The sequence below is a fragment of the Geodermatophilus sp. DSM 44513 genome, assembly GCF_032460525.1.
GTDB lineage: Bacteria > Actinomycetota > Actinomycetes > Mycobacteriales > Geodermatophilaceae > Geodermatophilus.
Genome location: NZ_CP135963.1, coordinates 1231053 through 1251100 on the forward strand (window position 1 = coordinate 1231053; position 20048 = coordinate 1251100).

At 73.1% G+C, this 20048-nt stretch carries 19 protein-coding genes, 2 tRNA genes and 1 pseudogene; 12 read left to right on the forward strand and 10 right to left on the reverse strand.

Annotated features, from left to right (window positions below):
• The first annotated feature begins 234 nt into the window (after window positions 1–234).
• The 5 genes from RTG05_RS06035 to RTG05_RS06055 all read left to right on the forward strand — a co-directional run bounded on the left by RTG05_RS06035 (window position 235) and on the right by RTG05_RS06055 (window position 4658).
• Window positions 235–1167, forward strand: coding sequence for an anti-sigma factor RsbA family regulatory protein (locus RTG05_RS06035; protein WP_166527885.1), 933 nt, complete (start codon window positions 235–237; stop codon window positions 1165–1167).
• Between the two features lie 152 nt (window positions 1168–1319).
• Window positions 1320–1496 carry a hypothetical protein gene (locus tag RTG05_RS06040; protein WP_166527886.1) on the forward strand — a complete coding sequence of 59 codons (177 nt, stop codon included), beginning with the start codon at window positions 1320–1322 and terminating at the stop codon, window positions 1494–1496.
• A 256-nt stretch (window positions 1497–1752) separates the two neighbouring features.
• On the forward strand, window positions 1753–2013 hold the full coding sequence (locus tag RTG05_RS06045) for a hypothetical protein (protein ID WP_166527887.1): 261 nt from the start codon (window positions 1753–1755) through the stop codon (window positions 2011–2013).
• A gap of 234 nt (window positions 2014–2247) precedes the next feature.
• The gene (locus RTG05_RS06050; RefSeq protein ID WP_166527888.1) at window positions 2248–3636 is read left to right on the forward strand and encodes a hemolysin family protein; all 1389 of its coding nucleotides are present in this window, start codon (window positions 2248–2250) and stop codon (window positions 3634–3636) included.
• A complete protein-coding gene (locus tag RTG05_RS06055) occupies window positions 3633–4658 on the forward strand; it encodes a hemolysin family protein (protein ID WP_166527889.1) in 1026 nt (341 codons plus the stop codon). The genes RTG05_RS06050 and RTG05_RS06055 overlap by 4 nt, the downstream gene beginning before the upstream one ends.
• 78 nt (window positions 4659–4736) lie before the next feature.
• On the opposite strand, the gene RTG05_RS06060 is transcribed toward RTG05_RS06055, so the two are convergent.
• The 3 genes from RTG05_RS06060 to RTG05_RS06070 all read right to left on the reverse strand — a co-directional run bounded on the left by RTG05_RS06060 (window position 4737) and on the right by RTG05_RS06070 (window position 7425).
• Entirely contained in the window at window positions 4737–5345 is a 609-nt protein-coding gene (locus tag RTG05_RS06060; protein ID WP_315912373.1) for a GerMN domain-containing protein, read from the reverse strand.
• A complete protein-coding gene (locus RTG05_RS06065; protein WP_315912374.1) occupies window positions 5342–6625 on the reverse strand; it encodes a sensor histidine kinase in 1284 nt (427 codons plus the stop codon). The genes RTG05_RS06060 and RTG05_RS06065 overlap by 4 nt, the downstream gene beginning before the upstream one ends.
• A gap of 86 nt (window positions 6626–6711) precedes the next feature.
• Window positions 6712–7425, reverse strand: a complete 714-nt coding sequence (locus RTG05_RS06070; protein ID WP_166527892.1) for a response regulator — start codon at window positions 7423–7425, stop codon at window positions 6712–6714.
• A 223-nt stretch (window positions 7426–7648) separates the two neighbouring features.
• Here RTG05_RS06070 and RTG05_RS22320 point away from each other — a divergent pair, with 223 nt between their 5' ends.
• A complete protein-coding gene (locus tag RTG05_RS22320) occupies window positions 7649–7864 on the forward strand; it encodes an STAS domain-containing protein (RefSeq protein WP_396349638.1) in 216 nt (71 codons plus the stop codon).
• Between the two features lie 155 nt (window positions 7865–8019).
• Here RTG05_RS22320 and RTG05_RS06080 read toward each other — a convergent pair whose 3' ends face one another.
• Window positions 8020–10509 carry a PP2C family protein-serine/threonine phosphatase gene (locus tag RTG05_RS06080; RefSeq protein ID WP_166527894.1) on the reverse strand — a complete coding sequence of 830 codons (2490 nt, stop codon included), beginning with the start codon at window positions 10507–10509 and terminating at the stop codon, window positions 8020–8022.
• Window positions 10510–10598: 89 nt separating this feature from the next.
• Between RTG05_RS06080 and RTG05_RS06085 the strand changes: the two genes are divergently transcribed.
• Window positions 10599–10973, forward strand: a complete 375-nt coding sequence (locus RTG05_RS06085; RefSeq protein ID WP_315912375.1) for an MEDS domain-containing protein — start codon at window positions 10599–10601, stop codon at window positions 10971–10973.
• Here the strand turns inward: RTG05_RS06085 and RTG05_RS06090 are convergent.
• Window positions 10952–11900: pseudogene (locus tag RTG05_RS06090) on the reverse strand (IS3 family transposase); the annotation flags it as partial. The gene RTG05_RS06085 and the pseudogene RTG05_RS06090 overlap by 22 nt on opposite strands.
• 282 nt (window positions 11901–12182) lie before the next feature.
• Window positions 12183–12255: transfer RNA gene (locus RTG05_RS06095), tRNA-Lys, on the reverse strand.
• A gap of 176 nt (window positions 12256–12431) precedes the next feature.
• Here RTG05_RS06095 and RTG05_RS06100 point away from each other — a divergent pair.
• From RTG05_RS06100 to RTG05_RS06115, 4 genes are all read left to right on the forward strand, one after another.
• The gene (locus RTG05_RS06100) at window positions 12432–13622 is read left to right on the forward strand and encodes a L,D-transpeptidase (RefSeq protein ID WP_315912376.1); all 1191 of its coding nucleotides are present in this window, start codon (window positions 12432–12434) and stop codon (window positions 13620–13622) included.
• 64 nt (window positions 13623–13686) lie between these two features.
• Complete coding sequence (locus RTG05_RS06105) at window positions 13687–14091, forward strand: hypothetical protein (RefSeq protein ID WP_208104819.1); 405 nt, start codon at window positions 13687–13689, stop codon at window positions 14089–14091.
• 72 nt (window positions 14092–14163) lie between these two features.
• Complete coding sequence (locus RTG05_RS06110) at window positions 14164–15243, forward strand: WD40/YVTN/BNR-like repeat-containing protein (protein ID WP_166527898.1); 1080 nt, start codon at window positions 14164–14166, stop codon at window positions 15241–15243.
• A 2-nt stretch (window positions 15244–15245) separates the two neighbouring features.
• Window positions 15246–15530 (forward strand): MoaD/ThiS family protein, encoded by a 285-nt coding sequence (locus RTG05_RS06115; protein ID WP_166527899.1) that lies wholly within the window; start codon window positions 15246–15248, stop codon window positions 15528–15530.
• A 36-nt stretch (window positions 15531–15566) separates the two neighbouring features.
• On the opposite strand, the gene RTG05_RS06120 is transcribed toward RTG05_RS06115, so the two are convergent.
• Entirely contained in the window at window positions 15567–15812 is a 246-nt protein-coding gene (locus tag RTG05_RS06120; protein WP_166527900.1) for a hypothetical protein, read from the reverse strand.
• Between the two features lie 171 nt (window positions 15813–15983).
• Here RTG05_RS06120 and RTG05_RS06125 point away from each other — a divergent pair, with 171 nt between their 5' ends.
• Window positions 15984–17315, forward strand: coding sequence for a methyl-accepting chemotaxis protein (locus RTG05_RS06125; protein ID WP_166527901.1), 1332 nt, complete (start codon window positions 15984–15986; stop codon window positions 17313–17315).
• Window positions 17316–17461: 146 nt separating this feature from the next.
• On the opposite strand, the gene RTG05_RS06130 is transcribed toward RTG05_RS06125, so the two are convergent.
• The 3 genes from RTG05_RS06130 to orn form a co-directional block, all read right to left on the reverse strand.
• Window positions 17462–19081, reverse strand: a complete 1620-nt coding sequence (locus RTG05_RS06130) for a peptide chain release factor 3 (RefSeq protein WP_166527902.1) — start codon at window positions 19079–19081, stop codon at window positions 17462–17464.
• Window positions 19082–19189: 108 nt separating this feature from the next.
• Window positions 19190–19265 (reverse strand) — tRNA-His (locus tag RTG05_RS06135).
• A gap of 57 nt (window positions 19266–19322) precedes the next feature.
• Window positions 19323–19991: an oligoribonuclease gene (gene orn, locus RTG05_RS06140; protein WP_315912377.1), complete on the reverse strand. Its 669-nt coding sequence runs from the start codon at window positions 19989–19991 to the stop codon at window positions 19323–19325.
• Window positions 19992–20048: the final 57 nt, after the last annotated feature.

Genomic DNA, 20048 nt, shown 5'->3' on the forward strand with positions numbered 1-20048 from the left:
CTGGGCCGCACGGGACAGGACGTCCCGGTGCGGGCCGCACCCTGTGGCGGCGGACCACCTGGCGTGCGCTGCGCAACGGTGTGGGGTGCCCTGACTGCGGGTAGGTCTCTCGGGACGCGTCACGGTGAGTTCGTCGGCCCTGGCTCCAGCAGACCGACACCACCGGGAGACGACCCAGTGCACCTCAGCGATCCCGGTGGGCAGGACCACGCCCGCCAGGCGGCCGTCGACCGTGTGGGACCGGACCTGCTGCACGACGCCGTGCTCCACGACTCGGCCCAGGAACTGGCCGCGGTGGCGGCGCCGTTCCTGCTCGACGCGCTCGCCTGCGGCGACGGCGCGGTGGTCGCCGTGCGCCCGGCCACCGCCAACGTCCTGCGCGAGGCCCTCGCCGACGACCCGCTGGTGCAGGTGCACGAGCACCGGTACCTGTACCGCCCCCGCACGTCAGCAGCGATCACCGCCTTCCACCGGCTGGGCGAGCAGGCGAGCCCGGGCCGGCGGATCCGGGTCGTCGGTGAGGTCGACTTCGGCACCACCGCCGCCGAGTGCCACGAGTGGCAGCGGTTCGAGGCGGCGATCAACCACGTGTTCGCCGCCTCACCGCTGTGGCGCCTGTGCCTGTTCGACACCCAGCGCCTGCCCGACGTGGTGCTCACCACCGCCCGCAGCACCCATCCGCACCTGCTCACCGCGGCGGGACGCGCGGTCAACCACGATTACGTCGACCCGGCGACCTACCTGTCCGGGCTGGCCGCACCGGAGGAGCCGGTGGAGCGCACCCCACCGGAGCTGACCGCCGACGACGTCGTCGACCTCATCGCCCTGCGCCGCACCGTGCGCGCCCACCTGGACACCGTCGCCGGCCCGCCGGACCTCGTCGAGGACTACCTGCTGGCCGTGGACGAGATGGTCTCCAACGCCACCCGGCACGGCCGGCGGCCGGTGGGCCTGCGGCTGTGGACCCCTCCGGGCCGGCTGGTGTGCACCATCCGCGACGCCGGCACCGGCCCGACCGACCCGTTCGCCGGGTACGGGCCCGCCCACGGAGAGGACCTGTCCCACGGGGGCATGGGCCTGTGGCTGGCCCGTCAACTGTGCGACCACGTCGCCATCTCCCGCGACGACCAGGGCAGCACCGTCCGGCTCTCGACCAGCTGGGCCTGACCCCACCGGGGCCAGGACCGGGTCGGGTGGGGTGGAGAGGTCGACCGACGGCATCACGGTGTCCGTCGTCTCGATCGTCGATCTCTGGTCCGGAACCCGCCCGCGTCCTGCTGGACCAGGTCGTCGGGCTGCTCTGACACCCTGACCGCCCGGTGGAGGCGAAACCGATCACCGTGGACGTCGTGGCGGCCTCCCGGCAGATCCCCCAGGACGCGTTCGGTGACCCGTGGCACCGCTCCACCCGCGTTTCGGCCATGGCCCTGTGGCTGCCGCTGGTCACCCGCGACCGACTCATGCGCGAGCCAGGACTGGTCGACAGGGCCTGGTGACGGCGTGGCCCTCGTCGTGAGGCACCGGGTCACCTCAGTGCCTCGTGACGGACCCGCTCCGCATCGCGAGCTCCCGGCGTCTCGGACGTCGAGGGGCCGTCGACCCGTCCTGGTCCGCGGGCCGGTGGTGGCAGGGCTGCCTCGCTGCGGCTGGCTCGCAGGGCGTCCCGGTCGTCATCCAATCGTCATGGGAGGAGGCCACGAAGGGGTACCGGGAGATCACCTGCACGAATCGGACCCTCAAGGAGGGCGCACAGTGATCGGCTTCATCGTGGCCGGATTGATCATCGGGGCGTTGGCCCGCCTCATCAAGCCGGGTAAGCAGCACCTGTCGATCCTGGCCACCCTGCTCCTGGGGCTGGTCGGTTCGGTCGTCGGCGGAGTCGTCGCCAACCTGCTGGGCACGGGGGACGTCTTCGAGCTGAACGTGCTCGGCTTCGTCGTGGCCGTCATCGCCGCGGTGGCACTCATCGGGGTGGCCGAGGGTGCGGCGGGTTCCCGGTCCCGAGTGCGCTGAGGCATCGGACCGTCCCCGCGGGACCGGACGCGGCGCCGACCCGGCCACCCGCGGCGGCCGCTGACCTGACAGGCCCCCTCCGTCGGCAGCGCCCACCCTCTCAGCGATGGACACGTCGTGGGGCCCGGAACGGCGTGCTGGCCGCGCTGTGCCACTCCGACCGAAGAGAGACATGAGCTCAGCCCACCCACCCCCGACCGTGCACGTCGACCGCGCTGAGGCGGTGCGTGGCCGGTGACCGAAGTCCTCTCCCTGCTCCTGGGCGTGCTGGTGGTCCTGGCGATCACGGTGCTCACCGGCTACTTCGTGGCTCAGGAGTTCGCCTACATGGCGGTCGACCGCAGCCAGCTGGGCGCCCGTGCCGCAGCCGGTGACACCGCCGCGGAGCGAGCCCTCACCGTCACCCGCCGCACGTCGTTCATGTTGTCGGGCGCCCAGCTCGGTATCACGGTCACCGGGCTGCTCGTCGGCTACGTCGCCGAGCCGTTGATCGGCGAGTCCCTCGGCGCGCTGCTCGGCGGCGTCGGCATCCCGACCGCGGTCGGGATCGGCATCGGCGCCGTCCTGGCGCTGCTGTTCTCCACCGTGGTGCAGATGGTGTTCGGGGAGCTGTTCCCGAAGAACCTGGCCATCGCCCGGCCCGAGCCGGTCGCCCGCTGGCTGGCGACGTCCACCACGGTGTACCTGCGGCTCTTCGGCTGGCTCATCTGGGTGTTCGACCAGGCGTCCAACCTGCTGCTGAAGGTGCTCAGGATCGAGCCGGTGCACGACGTCGAGCACGCGGCCACCGCCCGGGACCTGGAGCACATCGTCGAGGACTCCCGGGACAGCGGGGACCTGCCGGTGGAGCTGTCGATGATGCTCGACCGCATCCTCGACTTCCCCAGGCGGACCGTGGAGCACGCGATGATCCCGCGCTCGCGGGTCGACGTGGTCGTGGACACCGACGCGCTGGGGCACGTGCGGGAGCTCATGAGCCACGGGCACTCGCGATACCCGGTGCTGGCGGAGGACTCCCACGACGTCGTGGGCGTCGTACAGCTCGCCGAGGTGCTCGCCACCACCGAGCCCGACAGCGCACCGGTGACCGCGATCACCCGCCCGGCGCTGGTCGTCTCCCACCTCACCCCGCTGCCCGACGTGCTGCGCGAGCTCGACGAGGCGAAGAGCCAGCTGGCCTGCGTCGTCGACGAGTACGGCGGCTTCACCGGGGTCATCACCGTGGAGGACCTCGCCGAGGAACTGGTCGGTGAGATCACCGACGAGCACGACGCCGAGGTCAACCCGGGGTACGTGCCGGTCGAGGGGGACGGCGTGTGGGAGATGCCCGGTGACGTCCACGTCGACGAGGTCGAGCGCTCGCTGGGCACCGACCTGCCCCGTGGGGACTACGAGACGGTCGCCGGGCTGGTGATCGCCCACCACGGAGGTCTCCCGGAGGAGGGTGCCCGGCTGGAGATCGCGCTGCCGCCCGACCCCGGCGACCTGGCGCACGCCGGTGAGCCGGCGCCTCGGGCGCTGTCCGTGGAAGTCCTCGCCGTCGACCGGCACGTCCCCTCCCGGGTGCGCCTGGTGCTGCCCGCCGTGGCCGCCGCCCAGACTGCAGGGGAGCGCACCCGATGACCGACAGCCCCTGGATCGTCGTCCCGGTGACGATCGGCCTCATCGCCTCGAGTGCCTTCTTCGTCGCCGTCGAGTTCGCCTTGATCGCGGCGAAGCGGCACCGCCTCGAGGACGCGGCGCCCGACAGCCGCTCCGCGCGCGCGGCCCTGCGCAGCTCATCCGAGCTCACCCTCCTGCTCGCCGGGTCGCAGCTGGGCATCACCGCGTGCACGCTGGCACTGGGAGCGATCAGCAAGCCGGCACTGGACCACTGGCTCACCCCGGCCTTCGAGGGGTGGGGGCTGCCGCTGGTGGTCGCCGACGTCCTCGCCTTCGTCCTGGCCCTCGTCGTCATCACGTTCCTGCACCTCGTCGTGGGCGAGATGGCACCGAAGTCCTGGGCGATCGCCCACCCGGAGCGGTCCGCCACGCTGCTCGCGCTGCCGATGCGGGCCTTCATGTGGCTGTTCCGCCCGCTGTTGAGGGCGCTCAACGAGGCGGCGAACTGGCTCCTCCGCCGGGCGGGCGTGGAGCCGTCGAACGAGGTGGCAGTCGGCCAGGACCCCGACGCGTTGCGGCACCTGGTGGAGCACTCGGCGAACGTCGGTGCCCTGGACGCGCGCTCCTCCGCCCAGATCTCCGGCGCCCTGGAGCTCGAGCGGATGACCGTCCGGGAGCTCCTGCGGCCCGGCGCCCGCATCACCGGGGTCCCGGCGGGGGCGACCGTCGGAGAGGTACGGGCGGCCACGCATCGCTCCGGCCACCTGCGGATCCTGCTCGGCGTGGGCGACGGCGACGGGATCAGCGGCGTCGTGCACGTGCGGGACACCCTCACCGCACCCGACGACGAGGCAGCCGCGCCGTTCGCCCGCCCGGTCTCCACCCTCGACGTGGACACCACCGTGCACGGCGCACTGAAGGCGATGCGGGAGACCCGCAACCACCTCGCCGTCATCACCGACGGCGGCGGCGTCGCCGGTGTCATCACCCTGGCCGACGTGTTGCGCCGTCTGTTTCCTCGAGCCGCGACGGCAGTCGCCTGATGGGCACCGGCCGGGCACCGGGTGTCGAGCATCTGTGACCCGAGCCGAGTCCACGACCCGTTCGGCACGTCCCGCGTCTCAGGACGGTGGGGAGGTCAGCAAGGCATCATAGTCCTCCGCCGTCAGGGGGGCGGTCGTCAGCTCCCCGGAGAGCAGGGGAGCCTCGACGGGCCCCCCGTCGCGGGTCAGCACGACCCCCTCGATGCCGGGCAGGCTGGTCGCGGTCAGCACCACCTGTCCCACCGCCTGTCTGCTCTCCCGGCCGGACGGAGCGTTCTCCGGGGCCGAGATGTCGATCGTCGCGGTGCCGCCTTCGATGGTCGTGAGGCTGAGGCGGACCTCCGGTGGCAGTGCGGACGTCAGCTGGTCACCGCGTTCCCCGCTGGTCGGGCCGGCGGCGAGGCCGGCCAGCAGCCGGGTCAGACGTTGCTCCAGGCTGCCGTCTCCGGACGTCCGGCCGCGGGGGACGAGGACGCCCTCGGCGGTCACCAGGTAGATGCGCGGTTCGTTCGAGCGGGCAGCTGGCGGGGGAGCGGGCGCGCTCGTCGGCGTGGTCGAGGCCAACCCGTAGGGGATGTCGGTCGACGCGATGGTCTCCGGTTCGCCGCCGGTGGGGACGCCGCAGGCCGACGTGAGCAGGAGCGACACCGCCAGCGCGGTACTGCCGGCGGTGCGCCGAGCGCTCACGGGGCGACCGCCGGGAGGGACAGGCAGAACCGCGCCCCACCCCACGGACTGGCCGAGCACCAGGTGGTGCCTCCGGCCCGGGTGGCCGTCTCGGCCACGATGGCCAATCCGAGCCCCGCGCCCGGCAGGGAACCGCGGGCGGCGCGTGGCCCACGAGCGAACCGGTCGAAGACGCGTTCGCGGTCCGCGAGCGGGACGCCGGGCCCGGCGTCCTCCACGGACAGCACCGCGGACCCGTCCTGGCGTTCGACCCGGACGGCGCAGGCGCCGCCGGCGTGGCGGTCGGCGTTGTCCAGCAGGTTCCGCACCGCCCGCTCCAGCCGGCCCTTGTCCGCGCGGACGATGGTCCGGCCGTCGTCATCGGCCTGCAGCAGCGACGCGCTGCGCCCGCTGCCGGTGATGACCTCGCGGACGAGTGCGGACAGGCTCACCGGCGGAGGTGGCTCAGCGCCCTGGGCGCTGTCCATGCGGGCGAGCTCGAGGAGGTCGTCGAGGGTGCGCCGGAACCTCGCGAGCTCGCCTTCGACCAGGGTGAGCGCCTGTCGTGAGCGTGGCGACAGCTCGTCCCGGCGGGCGGCCAGGAGCTCCACGCTGGTGACCAGGGTGGTGAGCGGGCTGCGCAGCTCGTGGCTGACATCGCCGACGAAGCGGGCGTCCCTGTCGATCCGCGCTGCCAGGGCGTCGACCATGCTGTTGAAGCTGCCCACGATGGCCACCAGGTCCGCGTCCTCGGTCGGCGGCAGACGCCTGGCGAGGTCCCCGCCGGCGATGTCCGTGGCAGCTGCCGTGACCTGGTCCAGCGGCTGGACCGCGCGGCCGCTGGCCCACGCGCCGAAGGCGGCCCCGGCCACGGTCGCCGCCAGGGCGCTCACCGCCAGGACGGTGGCCAGGGTCCGGAGTTCGGACTCGAGCTCGACCAGCTCGGTGACCTCGTAGAACTCGAGATCCGCCCCTCGTACGGCGACGCCCACCACGAGGTGAGGACCCTCCGCCGACTCGGTGCGGACCCTCGCCGCGTTGCCGGCTGCCACGGCCTCCCGGAGGTCCGGCGGGACGTCACGCGCGCCGACGTCGAGACTGGTCGAGTACCAGGAGTCCCCGCTGCGGACGACGACGTCAGAGCCGCCTTCCGGGACGAGCTGGCTCAGGGCGTCACCGATCTCCACACCAGCCGTGGCCAGGCTGCCGCGCAGGACGTTCGCATCGGCGAAGGCCTGCCGTGTGAGCGAGGCCTCCCGCTGGTCGAGGAGGTGGTTGCGGGCCAGCACGAAGGTGGTCACCGCGAGAACTGCGGAGACCAGGAGTGAGCCGATCGCGAAACTGAGCGCGACGCGCCCGCGCAGTCCTCGGGGTCGGAGGCGCAGCCTCACCGGGGATCCAGGCGATAGCCCAGGCCCCGGACGGTGACGATGATCCTGGGTGTGCCCGGGTCGAGTTCGACCTTCGTGCGGAGCCTGCGGATGTGGACGTCGACGAGCCGCTCGTCACCGAAGAAGCCGTGCTCCCAGACCCGCTGCAGGAGGTCCTGCCGACTCAGCACCCTGCCCGGGGAGGCGGCCAGCTCACACAGCAGCCGGAACTCGGTGAGGGTCAGGTGCAGCTGCTCGTCCCCCCGGTGGACGGTGCCACTCTCCTCGCGGAGCACCAACGGAGCAGGTGGCTGCTCGTCCAGCACCACCTCCCGCGGCGCGCCCCGGGAGGTGGGATGCGCACTGCTGCCGGCGCGTCTCCGCAGCGCCCGCAGCCGCGCGGTGAGTTCCTTGACCTCGAAGGGCTTGGTGACGTAGTCGTCGGCGCCGGCCTCCAGTGCCGCGACGATGTCGTGGGTGTCGGCCTTGGCGCTGACGACGATGATCGGCAGGTCGTGCCCGAGGCGGACCTCACGGATGACGGCGAAGCCGTCCACCGCGCCCAACATGAGGTCGACGACCATCATGTCGGGCGTGGAGTCGGACACCTGCCGACAGGCGTCCTCGCCGTCGACCGCCTCGTCGACGTCGTAGCCCTCGTCCTCCAGAGCCCATCGCAGTGCCGTGCGGATGTGGTCGTCGTCCTCGACGACCAGGAGGCGCGGCGTCACGCGGCCATGATCCCATCGGGACGGTCGGCGGGTGGGCGGGCGCCGCCGGCTCCGTCACCCGACCTCAAACTCCCGGCACGGCCATCGCAAGGCCAGCCAGGCACGCTGCTGTGGTGGGTGTTGGCGGGCCGGTCAGGTGTCCGCTGTGACGGGCACGGAGGTGCTGGCCGTGGGGGACGAACGGTTTTCCTCCACCGAGGTCGTCGACAGTCGCGCCGGGGTCGTGCGGGCTCGCGGCCACCTGACCGTCCAGGCGGCCGATCTGCTGTCCGGCGCCGTCCTGGCGCTCCGCGAGGGTGGCCACCGGAGGGTCCTCCTCGACCTGGAGGGTCTGCAGGGAGCCGACGACGCCGGCCTGCGCTTGCTCCAGCACCTCCAGACGCTGATGAGGTCCGGAGGTGGCAGGCTCGTCGTCCAGTACGCAGCGCACGAGTGGTAGGGACTTCGTCACCGGTGTACCTGCGGCAGCCGGTGACGGTGATGGGGATGCTCAAGTGGTACGCGACCCAGTGGCGTAAGTCGGGGTCTCGGGACGCCTGACGGTGCCTGGGGTGTCGAACTCGACGGCGACCGCGTGGCCGCTGGCGGGACTCGTCAACTACGCAGTGGAGATCCAACGTCGGCAACTCGACCTGGAGGTGACTGCTTCGGGCGAACAGCCAGTATCGCGACGTCGTCGTCGTTGGCGTCCGGCAGCATCTTGCTCAGGATGGCGTCGCAGAATGCATCGAGGTCTTCATGGGCATGTTGTTCGATGGTGGACAGCAGCCTGCTCAGCCCGTCATCGAGGGTCTCCCACCGCCGCTCGACCAGGCCGTCGGTGTAGAGCAGCAGAGTGGAGCCGGCGGGCAGGGTGGCTTGCTGGGTGTGTCGCCGTGTCGGGGCATTGACCCCCAGGAGCAGGTCGGCCTTGCCGGTGCTGGGACCGAGGACGCGGGCGTGCCCTCTACGGTCGAGCAGAACCGGTGGGGGGTGCCCTGCGTTCGACCAGCGCACTCGCAGCCCGATGGTGCTGGTGCTGCCGGGGGCGCGAGAGGGGGTGAGCTGGGCGAGGACCGCGGTGGCGATCGTCGCCAGCTCAAGGCCCTCCATCGCCTCGTCGACCGAGGTGAGCACCTTGCTGGGCTTCTCTGCGGTGGTGAAGCTGATACCTCGAACCAGCGCCCGCAGCTGTCCCATCGCCGCGGCGGCGCGGGTGTCGTGGCCGACCACGTCACCGATGACGAGCATGAGATCACCGCTGGGGTGGCAGAAGGCGTCGTACCAGTCTCCCCCGACCTGCGCCTCCTGCGCCGCAGCGACGTAGCGCACGGCGATGTCGGCCAACGGCAGCACCGGTGGTGCGGTGAGCAAGCTCTGCTGCAGCTCGGTCGCCACGTGCCGCTGTTCGGCATGCAGCCGGACGTTGTCCAGCGCGATCCCGGCGCGCCGACCGATCTCTGCGGCGAGGGTCAGGTCGCTCTCGCCGAAGCCGCCGCTGCCCGAGGCGTTGGCCAGCAGTATCGATCCCACAACGCCTGTCCGGCCGGGGATGGGAACGGCGAGCGCGCTGTGCATGCCCAGCTGCTGTACCAGTGACCGCAGCTCGGCATCAGGGACCTGTTGGACGAGGCCGTTGCTGTCCACCAACGGGAGTAGCACGCTGCGACCGCCGGCTGCCCGCCGGCTGGGTTCGGTGAAGCAGTTCCGGCGCCTCTTGTGTTCCTCGGCCTCCCGCGTCACGGCTGCCAGACGGGGGTCGCGGTGATGAATGGCGATGTCGTAGAGCTGGTCGTGCTCCGCGCGCACCTGGATGCTGACCCAGTCCGCGATTGATGGCACCAGCGCGCGGGCCAATCGGGACAGCGACTCAGACAGGTCCAGGGACTGCATGAGGGACTCAGAGACCCGGCCGAGCAGCTGCACGTGACCGGCGAAGCGGTCACGTTCCCGCTCGGCCTCGAGCAGGCGCTGGGAGAAGTCTCGCTCGTGGAGTAGGGCTTGCTGCGCCTCCCGCTCCAGCTCGGCTAGGCAGATCCGTTCCCACGCCAGGTCGAGCAGGCTGGCCAGTGACCGCACCCGGTGCAGTTCGTCCTGCCCGAAGAAGGGGGTGTAGGGGCTGACCCACAGGGACAATTGCCCCGACCGCAGGGCGAAGTCGATGCGCTGCGACGACGTGGTGGCAGCGGCGTTGCCCTTCCTGGTCACGCCGTCCGACGCGTCGGACAGACGCACGTCGCCGCTGGTGGCGAGCACGCGCTGTTCATCGTCGATCAGGGCGGCACCGCGCCCGCCCACGACCCGTACCAGGTGCGGTAGCAACACGCCGGTGATCTGGTCGCGGCTGGTAGCCGCCACCAGGCTCTGCACGGCTTGGTCGAGGTGGGCCTCATCGGGTCGACGCCAGGACGCGAGCAGAAAGCGGGGCGGTGTGAGCCCCGCCCAGACCAACGCAGTGCTGACCACGGCGAGGCCCTGCACCACCAGGCTGGGCCACTCAGTCGAGACGCCTCTGGTGAAACCGGCGGTCAGGATGGCGACGCTGAGTCCGACCGACGCGGACGCGAGCAGCCGCATGCGTCGGCGCACCACGCTGGCCTGGGCGCGACCTGACACCCACAGTTTCACCGCCACCAGCGCTGACAGCGCCGTCCACACCGTCAGGGCCGTCGCGAGGTACCACCCCGACCACGCCGCTGCCGGCTCGCCCGCTCGACGCAGCGGGGGAAGGACGAGGGTGGCCGCGACGAGCAGCAGCGTGGCCGCCGCCGCCACCCTCTCCACCCGCTTGGACACACCGGTGAAGGCGGCCGCGAACCGGTGCAGGCAGTACGGGACGCAGAGGAGCGTGGCGATACGCACCTTCCGCGCCCACTGCACCGCCTCTCCACCCGTGTCGGGAACAACCAGACCCACGGTGGTCACTCCGGCGAGCAACGCAAAGCTCACCGCCGCCCACTTCGCCGGCGCGTCCCGCCGCCGACGCCACAACACCAACGCTGTCGCCGCCAGACCGACGAACAGCACCGCCGTCAACGCCCGCAACATCTCGACCAAGGACTCCATGTCCTGGGACGCCGCCCCCTCCGCGCTCCAGCCGAGCACGCCTCCCGGCGGCTGGCTGTCACCACGCCACGCTGTCACCACGCCACGACGTAAGGTACTCAGCTGGTGAGCGCAACTCGCAGCAGGTTGTGTCAACCCAGACGCTGGCGCCCCGAGGGGCAAATGTCTTGCACTCACGAAGCCGTGCTGAGCTCGATGGACGCCCCGATGCAGGCGCCGATGATGCGACACGAGGGTTCCGGCATGACGCGCTCATCTACGACTCGCTCGAGGAACTGACCGGCGTTGCTGTCCCGTTCCTCCTCGAGGGTCTAGCCGCCGGGGACGGCGCAGTCATCGCTGTCGGACCAGAGGCCACCGACGCGCTCAGAACAGCGGTCGGCCCGGCGCGCGGTCCGGCCGATCAGCTCCGCTCGACCCACGAGGTCCCGAAAGGCCGCGTGGGACTGCTGCAGGTTCGGTTGACGACGGTTGGGACTGATCATGCTGCGACGGCGGCCTGACTGGTGAAGGCGAGCTCGTACTCGACCGGGGTGAGCTTGCCGAGTGCGCGCTGCCGGCGGCGTCGGTTGCATGTGTGTTCGATCCAGAACACGACGGCGTTGTGGAGCTCGTCGCGGGTGCGCCAACGCCGCCGGTCGAGCACGTTCTTCTGCAGCAGCGCCCAGAATGACCCCATTGCGGCGTGGTCCCCGGCGGAGACGACTCGGCCCATCGAGCCCTGCAGCCCCGCGGCGGCCAGGACCGCGCGGGAGGTCCGGGCACGAAACTGTGACCCGCGGTGGAAGTGCACCACCACGACTCCGACAGGCCGGCGCCGGGCGACCGCGGTGCGCAGCGCCGCGACGGCCAACTGCGCGGTCATCCGCTCGTCGAGGGCGTAGCCCACGATCCGGTTGCTGAACAGGTCCTTGATCGCGCAGCAGTAATATTGCCCTCGGCGGTCGGGTGCTCGGTGATGTCGGTGACCCACACCTGGTTGGCCGCTGCGGCGGTGAAGTCCCGCTGCAGGTGGTCATCGTGCACGGCCGGCCCGGGGATCTTCCCGCGACCGCGGCGGCCCTTGCGCACCGTGGTGGACCACAGCTCCTGCTGCGAGCACAGACGCCAGACCCGACGCTCCCCGACGACCAGGCCAGCGCGGGCGAGCTCGTCGGCCAGAAAGCGGTAGCCGAACTCCGGGTCGTCGCCGTGGGCGTTGATCAGGTAGGCGTCCTCGAGATCGCGCCGGCTGACCGGTGCGGCGAGCCAGGCGTAGTACGCCTGCCGGCTGAAGCCGAGCACCCCGCAGGTCAGCCGCACCGGAATGCCCTCGGCGGCCAGGTCATGGACCAGCGGGTAGCTGAATGTGGGAGCGAGTCCTGTGCGAAGTAGGCCGCGGCCCGGCGCAGGACCTCGTTCTCCATCCGGTAGCGGCGTTGCCCTCGTCGGCAGAACACCAGGTTGACGGCAGCGCCTCGTGGACGGACCCACCCGCATCGCGAGGTCCCAGCGGCGTCCATGCCGTCGGGACGCCGTCGCTCCGTTCCGGTCGGTCGGCAGGCCGCAGTGGCGGTGCTGCCCCGAGATGCGGTGCCCTTGCCGGGTCCTCGAGCGCTGCCCGCGCCGAGGAGTCTTCGATGGGTTTTCCATGGCCCCGGCCGGGCGGTGACCGTCACGGTGAGAGATCGACCCGCAAACTTGCAGGTCAGAGGGGGTGAGAGGAAGGAGGGTGCGCCATCAGGGACTCGAACCCCGAACCCGCTGATTAAGAGTCAGCTGCTCTGCCAATTGAGCTAATGGCGCGTGTCTTCCGGTTGCGCCGGGCGACAGCCGAGAACGATACCAGCGCCCCGCCGCCGGCCCCGTGGTGGTCCTCCGGGGCGGTGGCCCGTCCCGTCCCCCGGTGTCCGGGGGACCGGATGGCCGGTGCAACCAGTCGTCCGGGGTCGACGGCTGCCCACGAGACGGAGGGGATCCCCATGCGAGGCGCGTCCGCGCTGGTCACGGCGGTGGCGCTGGTCCTGCTGGCCGGCTGCCAGGACGGCGGGACGGCGGCCGCACCGACGGGCACGCCCACGACCCCGCCGTCCACCGCGGCACCGGCACCCGCCGCGGTCCGGCTGTCGCTGGCCGACGGTGCGACCGACGTCTCACCGCGGACCCCGCTGGAGGTCGCCGTCACCGACGGCGAGCTGACCGGCGTGCGCGTCGTCGACGCGGCGGGCGCGGAGGTGCCCGGCGCGGTGGCCGACTCACCCGCGGACCCGGCCCTCGACGTCTGGACGCCGCAGACCCCGCTGGCCTACGGCGCCCGCTACACGCTGACCGCCACCGCCGCCGGGGACGACGACCGGCCCGCCGAGGCCGCCGCCACGTTCACCACGGTCACCCCGCGGACGCAGCAGACGCCGTCGATCGGCCCCCTGGACGGACAGACGGTCGGCGTCGGCATGCCCATCCGGGTGTTCTTCGAGCAGCCGGTCACCGAGAAGGCCGCCGTCGAGCGCGCCCTGCGGGTCACCAGCTCCACGCCGACCGACGGCGTCTGGCACTGGACGAGCGACACCGAGGTGCACTTCCGCCCGTCGCAGTACTGGCCCGAGCACACCGACGTCACCCTCGACGCCGGGCTGTACGGCGTCCCGCTGGGCGGCGGCGTGTGGGGCCGGACCGACCGCACGGTCTCCTTCCGGGTCGGCGAGCGGCACGTGTCGATCGTCGATGCCGCCACCCACCGGCTGGCCGTCTACGACGGCGACCAGCTGGTGCAGGACTTCCCGATGAGCGCCGGCAGCCCGGACAACCCCAGCGCCAACGGCCCGCACGTGGTCACCGAGATGAACCGCGACCGGGTGATGGACTCCAGCACCTACGGCGTGCCGGTCGACAGCCCCGACGGCTACCGCACCGCCGTCCAGTACGCCGTCCGCATCTCCGACAGCGGCGAGTTCGTGCACGCCGCACCGTGGTCGGTCGCCCAGCAGGGCCGGGCCAACGTCTCCCACGGCTGCATCAACCTCTCGACGGCCGACGCCCGCTGGTTCTTCGGCTTCTCCCAGCCCGGTGACGTCGTGGAGATCCGGGGCTCCGACGGCGGCACGCTGCGCTCGGACGTCGCCGACTGGACGATCCCGTGGGAGCAGTGGCGCGCCGGCAGCGCGCTGGCCTGAGCCGTTTCCCCGCGTCGCCGCAGGGGAAGTGCTCAGCACCGTCCCTGAGCGCTAGGAGAGTGCCGTGGACACCTGGGTGGTCGTGCTGGTCGTCGCCGTCGCGGTGGCGCTGCTGGTGGTGCTGGCCCTCGCGCTGGCCAAGCGCAACCGGATCAACGGGGCGCGCAGGCGGGAGCAGGCCCGCGAGGCCCTGCGAGAGGCCGAGGCGCGCCGCACGCAGGCGGAGGAGGAGCAGGCGGCCGCCGAGGAGCAGGCCGCCCGCGCCCGCCGGGAGCGCGCGGAGATGGAGGAGCGGATCCGGCTCGCCGAGGAGGAGGCCCGGCGGCGCGCCCAGCAGGCCGGCCAGCACGCCGCGGAGGCCGACCAGCTGCGCGCCCGGGCGGAGAAGCTGGCCCCCGGCCTGGCCGGCGAGCGCACCCGGCCGGTCACCGGTCCCGACCAGCCGACCGGCGGCGCCACCCGCCGCTGAGTTCGTCACCCCCCGGGAGTCTCATCCCCCGAGGGGCGCACCCGCGCCCGCCCGACCCACCGGAGGGGCGCCATGACCGACCTGCTCGCCATCGGCACGCGCAAGGGCCTGTGGCTGGCCCGCAGCGACGACGACCGCCGCACCTGGACCCTGGGCGGGCCGCACCTGCTCGCCCAGGAGGTCGCCGCGGTGGCCGTCGACACCCGCGGCGCCACCCCGCGGGTGCTGGCCGGCACCCAGTACGGGCACTGGGGTCCGACGGTGCTGTGGTCCGACGACCTGGGGGCGAGCTGGCAGGAGACCGAGACCGGGGCCATCCGCTTCCCCGCGGACACCGGCGCCGCGCTGGCCCGCGTCTGGCAGCTGCGCCCCGACACCGCCGACCGGCCGGGCGTCGTCTGGGCCGGCTGCGAGCCGCACTCGCTGTGGCGCAGCACCGACGGCGGCGCCACCTTCGAGCTCGTCCGCGGGCTGTGGGACCACCCGCACCGGCCCACCTGGGAGCCCGGCGGCGGGGGAGGGGCGGTGCACACCGTGCTCCCCGACTCCACCTCGGACCGGGTGACCGTCGCCATGAGCACCGGCGGGGTGTACGTCAGCGAGGACGGCGGCAGCGGCTGGACGCCCCGCAACCGCGGCATCACCGCGCCGTTCCTGCCCGAGCCGCCGCCGGAGTACGGGCAGTGCGTGCACAAGGTCGCCGTCGACGCGGCCGGCCCGGACCGGATGTACGCGCAGAACCACTTCGGCGTCTTCCGCACCGACGACGCCGGACGCTCGTGGACGTCGATCGCCGAGGGCCTGCCCGCCGACTTCGGCTTCCCCGTCCTGGCCTCCCCGGTCACGCCCGGCACCGCCTGGGTGGTGCCGCTGGTGGCCGACGTGGAGCGGGTGCCGCCGGGCGGCCGGCTGCGCGTGCACCGCACCCGGGACGCCGGGGCGACCTGGACCGAGCTCGGTGCGGGGCTGCCCGACGGGTGCTGGGCCGCGGTCGTGCGCGACGCCGCCTGCGTGGACGCCGCCGACCCCACCGGGGTCTACCTGGGCACCCGCGACGGCTGCGTCTACGCCAGCCGCGACGAGGGCGACACCTTCACCCAGGTCGCCGCGCACCTGCCCGACGTGCTCGTCGTCCGCGCCGCGCGGATCTGACGGTGGGCGTGGAGGTGGTGCTGCCCGGCGTCCTGGCCGACCTGGCCGGGGGGAGCCGGCACCTGCAGGTCGACGCCGGCGGCGGCACGCTGGGCGAGCTCCTCGACACGGTCGCCGCCGCCCACCCGGCGCTGGGCCGCCGGGTCCGCGACGAGACCGGGGCGCTGCGCCGGTTCGTCAACGTCTACGTCGACGGCGACGACGTCCGGTTCACCGGCGGCACCGCTGCCGTGGTGCGCGACGGGGCCGTCGTCCAGGTGCTGCCGTCGGTCGCCGGGGGGTGCTGAGCAGGTCGCGGTGCGGGCCTCGAAACGAGCGGCGGGTCAGAGGACGGCCAGCGTCGTGCACTCGGCGCACAGCTGGGAGGTGTCGTGGGCCTCCGGCGGCCAGACGGTCTCCTCGTCGACGGCGACGTAGGCGCCGCACAGCGCCTTGCGGCTGCGGCCGGTCACCCGGCCGATGGTGGCGTGCGCGGGTCCGATCCGGCGCGCGACCAGGCCCTCGGCGCTGCCCACCGAGCCGACCATCACGACGGCGTGCGCAGTCCCGTAGCAGTAGGCGAGAGTCATGACCCCAGGGTTCCCACGGGCGGCCGGGCCGGAGGGGCACCTCGGGGAGCGTGTCCGGTGCACCCGCCCCGGCAGCCCCTGCCGCCTCGTGCGGTGCCCCCTGCACCGCGCACCCCACCGCCGGAACGCGGTCGGACTCAACTCCGGTCCCCGTGCGCCGATGAGGAGGTCGTGACCGAGACCAGGACGCAGCCGGCGACCGATGAAGAGTCGCGCGGCGGACTCTGGGCGGCCATCCCCCGGGGCGCGCAGCTCGACGCCCGCAGCTTCCGCTCCCGGCACCGGGTGACCACCGGGCTGCTCGTCGCCCACCTGCCCGTGCTGGCGCTCATCGGGCTCTCCCGCGGCGTGGGCGGCTGGCTGCTGTGGGGCCAGCTGGCCGCCATGGCCGTCCTCGTGCTGCTGGGCGTGGCGCTGAGCGGCCAGGTGGCGCGGGCCAGCGCGGTGGGCCTCGGCCTGATGGTCGGCGCGGACGTGCTGGTGCACGTGGGCGGCGGCCTCACCGACCTGCACATCTGGTTCTACGTGCTGCTCCCGGTGGTCGCGCTGTACCAGATGTGGACGCCGTTCCTCGTGGCCGTCGGCTTCGTCGCCGTCCACCACGCGCTGGCCGGCATCTTCGTGCCGACCTCGGTCTTCTCCGAGCACGCGCACCACAACCCACTGGCCTTCGTCGCGCTGCACGCGGTCTTCGTGCTGGTGGAGGCCACCTTCCTGGCCTACGGGTGGAAGTTCGTCGAGGAGGCCGACCGCGAGCGGCGGCTGCAGCGCCGGGCGGCGGCCGAGCAGCAGGCCGCGCAGGTCCGCGCCGAGCTGGAGCTGGCCGAGGAGCGGGCCCGGACGGCCGACGACGCCGCCCGCCAGGCGCGGGAGCAGCAGGAGCGCGCCACCCGGCTGGAGCGCCACCTCGCCGGCCTGGTCGACGCCGGCCGGCGGCTGGACGACAACGTCGCCACGGCCACCGACGTGATGCAGGGGCTGCGGTCGGCGATCGCCGACATCGCGGCCGCGGCCAGCGGGGCGAGCACCACCGCCCAGCAGGCCAGCGACCGCTCCCGCACCGGCGCGGCGACGGTGGAGCGGCTGGCCGGCACCATGGCCGAGATCGACCAGATCGCCGGCAGCATCTCCTCGATCGCGGACCAGACCAACCTGCTGGCGCTCAACGCCACCATCGAGTCCGCCCGCGCCGGGGAGGCCGGCAAGGGCTTCGCCGTCGTCGCCGGCGAGGTGAAGGACCTCGCGTCGGAGACCGCGCGGGCCACCGAGCGGATCCGCGCGGTGGTCGACGCGGTGCGCTCGGAGGTCGAGACCGCCGGCACCGCGCTGGGCGGCGTGGAGGAGGTCATCCGCGGCGTCGTGGACGCGCAGAGCACCATCGCCGCCGCCGTGGAGCAGCAGAGTGCGGCGACCGCGCAGGCGCAGGAGGCCATCAGCGGTGCCTCGCGGGAGGCCGCGTCCATGGCCGCCGACCTGCAGCGGATCGTCACCGGCGCGCCCTGAGCCGGGGTCAGCCGCCCGCGGCGTCCAGCGCCTCCAGGCGGCCGTGATCATCGGCAGGTGGCTGCCCGACCCGCCGACAGCGGCAACCACCCGACGGTGATCACGGTGCTCGGGGGAGACGCCGGAGCGACGGTCGCCGCCCGGGGTCAGCCGAGCTGGGCGGCCACCAGCGGCTCCAGGGTCAGGTCCGGCTTGCCCTCGCGCACCACGCGGGCCACCCACTTGGTGGTGAACAGCGCGAGCAGCTCGCCGTCGGACCGCCGCATCACCTCGGTCCCGCTGCTGGCCGTGATGCCCGCGGCGGAGGCCTCGTCGGTGCGCATGGCCAGGCTGTAGGGGAGCGGCTCCAGGTGCACCGGTGCGCCGAACTCGTGCTCCATGCGGTGCGCGGCGACCTCGAACTGCATCGGGCCGACCACGGCGAACACCGGAGCCGCGTCACCGCGCCGCTCCGAGCGCAGCACCTGGACCACGCCCTCGGACTCCAGCTGCGCGATGCCGCGGCGGAACTGCTTGTGCTTGGCCGTCTCCACGCTGCGGACGACGGCGAAGTGCTCGGGGGCGAAGGTGGTCAGCGGGGGGAAGCTGACCGGCTGCCCGGCGTAGAGGGTGTCGCCGACGTGCAGCGCCGAGGCGTTGACCAGCCCGACGACGTCGCCGGGGTGGGCGACGTCGACGCTCTCCCGGTCGCGCCCGAACACGTGCTGGGCGTACTTGGTGGCGAACGGCCGGCCGGTGGCGGCGTGGGTGACCACCATGCCGCGCTCGAAGACGCCGGAGCAGATCCGCACGTAGGCCAGCCGGTCGCGGTGGGCGGCGTCCATGCCGGACTGCACCTTGAACACGAAGCCGCTGAACGGGGCGTCCACCGGGCGCACCACCCCGTCGACGTCGGGCCGCCCGGCCGGGGCCGGCGCCAGGTCGACGAGCACGTCGAGCAGCGCGCCGACGCCGAAGTTGGAGACCGCCGAGGCGAACAGCACCGGCGTGGTGACCCCGGACAGGAACAGCTCCTGGTCGTGCTCGCCGGCGGTCGCGGTCAGCAGGTCGACCTCCTCCAGCGCGGTGCTCCACGCCTCGGGCTCCCGGACGGCGGCCTCGGCCGCGGACAGGTGCTCCTCGGGGGCCACCGTGGCACCACCGGCGGTGCGGGTGTAGCGCCGGTAGCTGCCGTCGCGGCGGTCCAGCACCCCCCGGAAGTCCCCGGCGATGCCCACCGGCCAGGTCAGCGGGGTCGGGGTCAGTCCGGTGCGCTCGGCGACCTCGTCCATCAGCGCCAGGGCGTCCTTGCCGGGGCGGTCCCACTTGTTCACCACGGTGACCACCGGGATGCCGCGGTGCCGGCAGACCGCGAACAGCTTCATGGTCTGCGCCTCGAGGCCCTTGGCGGCGTCGACGAGCATGACCGCGGCGTCGACCGCGGTGAGCACCCGGTAGGTGTCCTCGGAGAAGTCGGCGTGCCCGGGGGTGTCCAGCAGGTTGACCACGGTGTCGCGGTAGGAGAACTGCAGCGCCGCCGAGGTGATGGAGATGCCGCGGGCGCGCTCCATGTCCATCCAGTCCGACACCGTGCCGCGCCGGCCGGCCTTGCCGTGCACGGCACCGGCCTGCCCGATCACCCGGGCGTGCAGGGCCAGCGCCTCGGTCAGGGTGGACTTGCCGGCGTCGGGGTGGCTGATGACGGCGAAGGTGCGCCGCCGGGCGGCCTCACCCACCACGTCGGCCGACGCCTGCGGGTCCGGGCGGGTCGGGGTGGTCGTGGTCATGCGCGGGTCTCCCTGCCGGTGCGTCGTCGTCCCCCGTGGCGGCGGGGGCGGACCGGCCTCGCTCCGTGGGGAGGCCCCGGTCAGCGGACTGACCAGGGCCTCCCTGCGTGGGGTGAGTGACGGGGCTCGAACCCGCGACACCCAGGATCACAACCTGGTGCTCTACCAGCTGAGCTACACCCACCACGTGCCCCGGGCGCGCGTGGCGACCCCGGACCGCCGACCACAGTACCGGAGGTGCTCAGACCCCCGACGCGGCCGGTCCGGGGGCGCCGGCGTCCTCGGCGGCGAACAGGCCGGCGAAGGAGTCCGCGACCCGGGTGGCGGCGGCCTGGGCCTGGGCGGTCGAGGGGCCGGGGGCCTCGACGAACAGCGTCTTGCGGTAGTAGGCCAGCTCGCGCACCGACTCGACGATGTCGGCCAGCGCGCGGTGGGCCAGGCCCTTCTGCGGCTGGGCGAAGTACACCCGCGGGAACCAGCGGCGGGCCAGCTCCTTGACCGAGGAGACGTCGATCATCCGGTAGTGCAGGTGGTCGTCGAGCTCGGGCATGTCGCGGGCGAGGAACCCGCGGTCGGTGCCGATCGAGTTGCCGCACAGCGGCGCCGTCCGCCGCTCGGGCACGAACCGCCGCACGTAGGCGAGCACCTGCTGCTCGGCCTCGGCCAGCGTCAGCGTGGAGGCGCGCACCGCCTCGGTGAGCCCGGACTTCGCGTGCATCTCGGTGACCACTTCGACCATGCCCGCGAGGTCGGCCTCCTCGGCGGAGATGACCAGGTCCAGGCCCGGGTCCAGGACGTTGAGCTCGGAGTCGGTGACCAGCACCGCGACCTCGATGAGCTTGTCCCGGGTGAGGTCCAGCCCGGTCATCTCGCAGTCGATCCAGACCAGGTGTCCCGCACTGTCCGCCACGACCGACGACCCTACGTCCCGGGTGACGGCGGGGCGGCGGCGCTCCGGACGCGCCAC

Bases quoted from the DNA above. Each gene is read 5' to 3' on its own strand.
- RTG05_RS06055 (WP_166527889.1), top strand. From the start codon at position 3,633: ATGACCGACAGCCCCTGGATCGTCGTCCCGGTGACGATCGGCCTCATC.
- RTG05_RS06100 (WP_315912376.1), top strand. From the start codon at position 12,432: ATGCGAGGCGCGTCCGCGCTGGTCACGGCGGTGGCGCTGGTCCTGCTG.
- RTG05_RS06110 (WP_166527898.1), top strand. From the start codon at position 14,164: ATGACCGACCTGCTCGCCATCGGCACGCGCAAGGGCCTGTGGCTGGCC.
- RTG05_RS06120 (WP_166527900.1), bottom strand. From the start codon at position 15,812: ATGACTCTCGCCTACTGCTACGGGACTGCGCACGCCGTCGTGATGGTC.
- RTG05_RS06130 (WP_166527902.1), bottom strand. From the start codon at position 19,081: ATGACCACGACCACCCCGACCCGCCCGGACCCGCAGGCGTCGGCCGAC.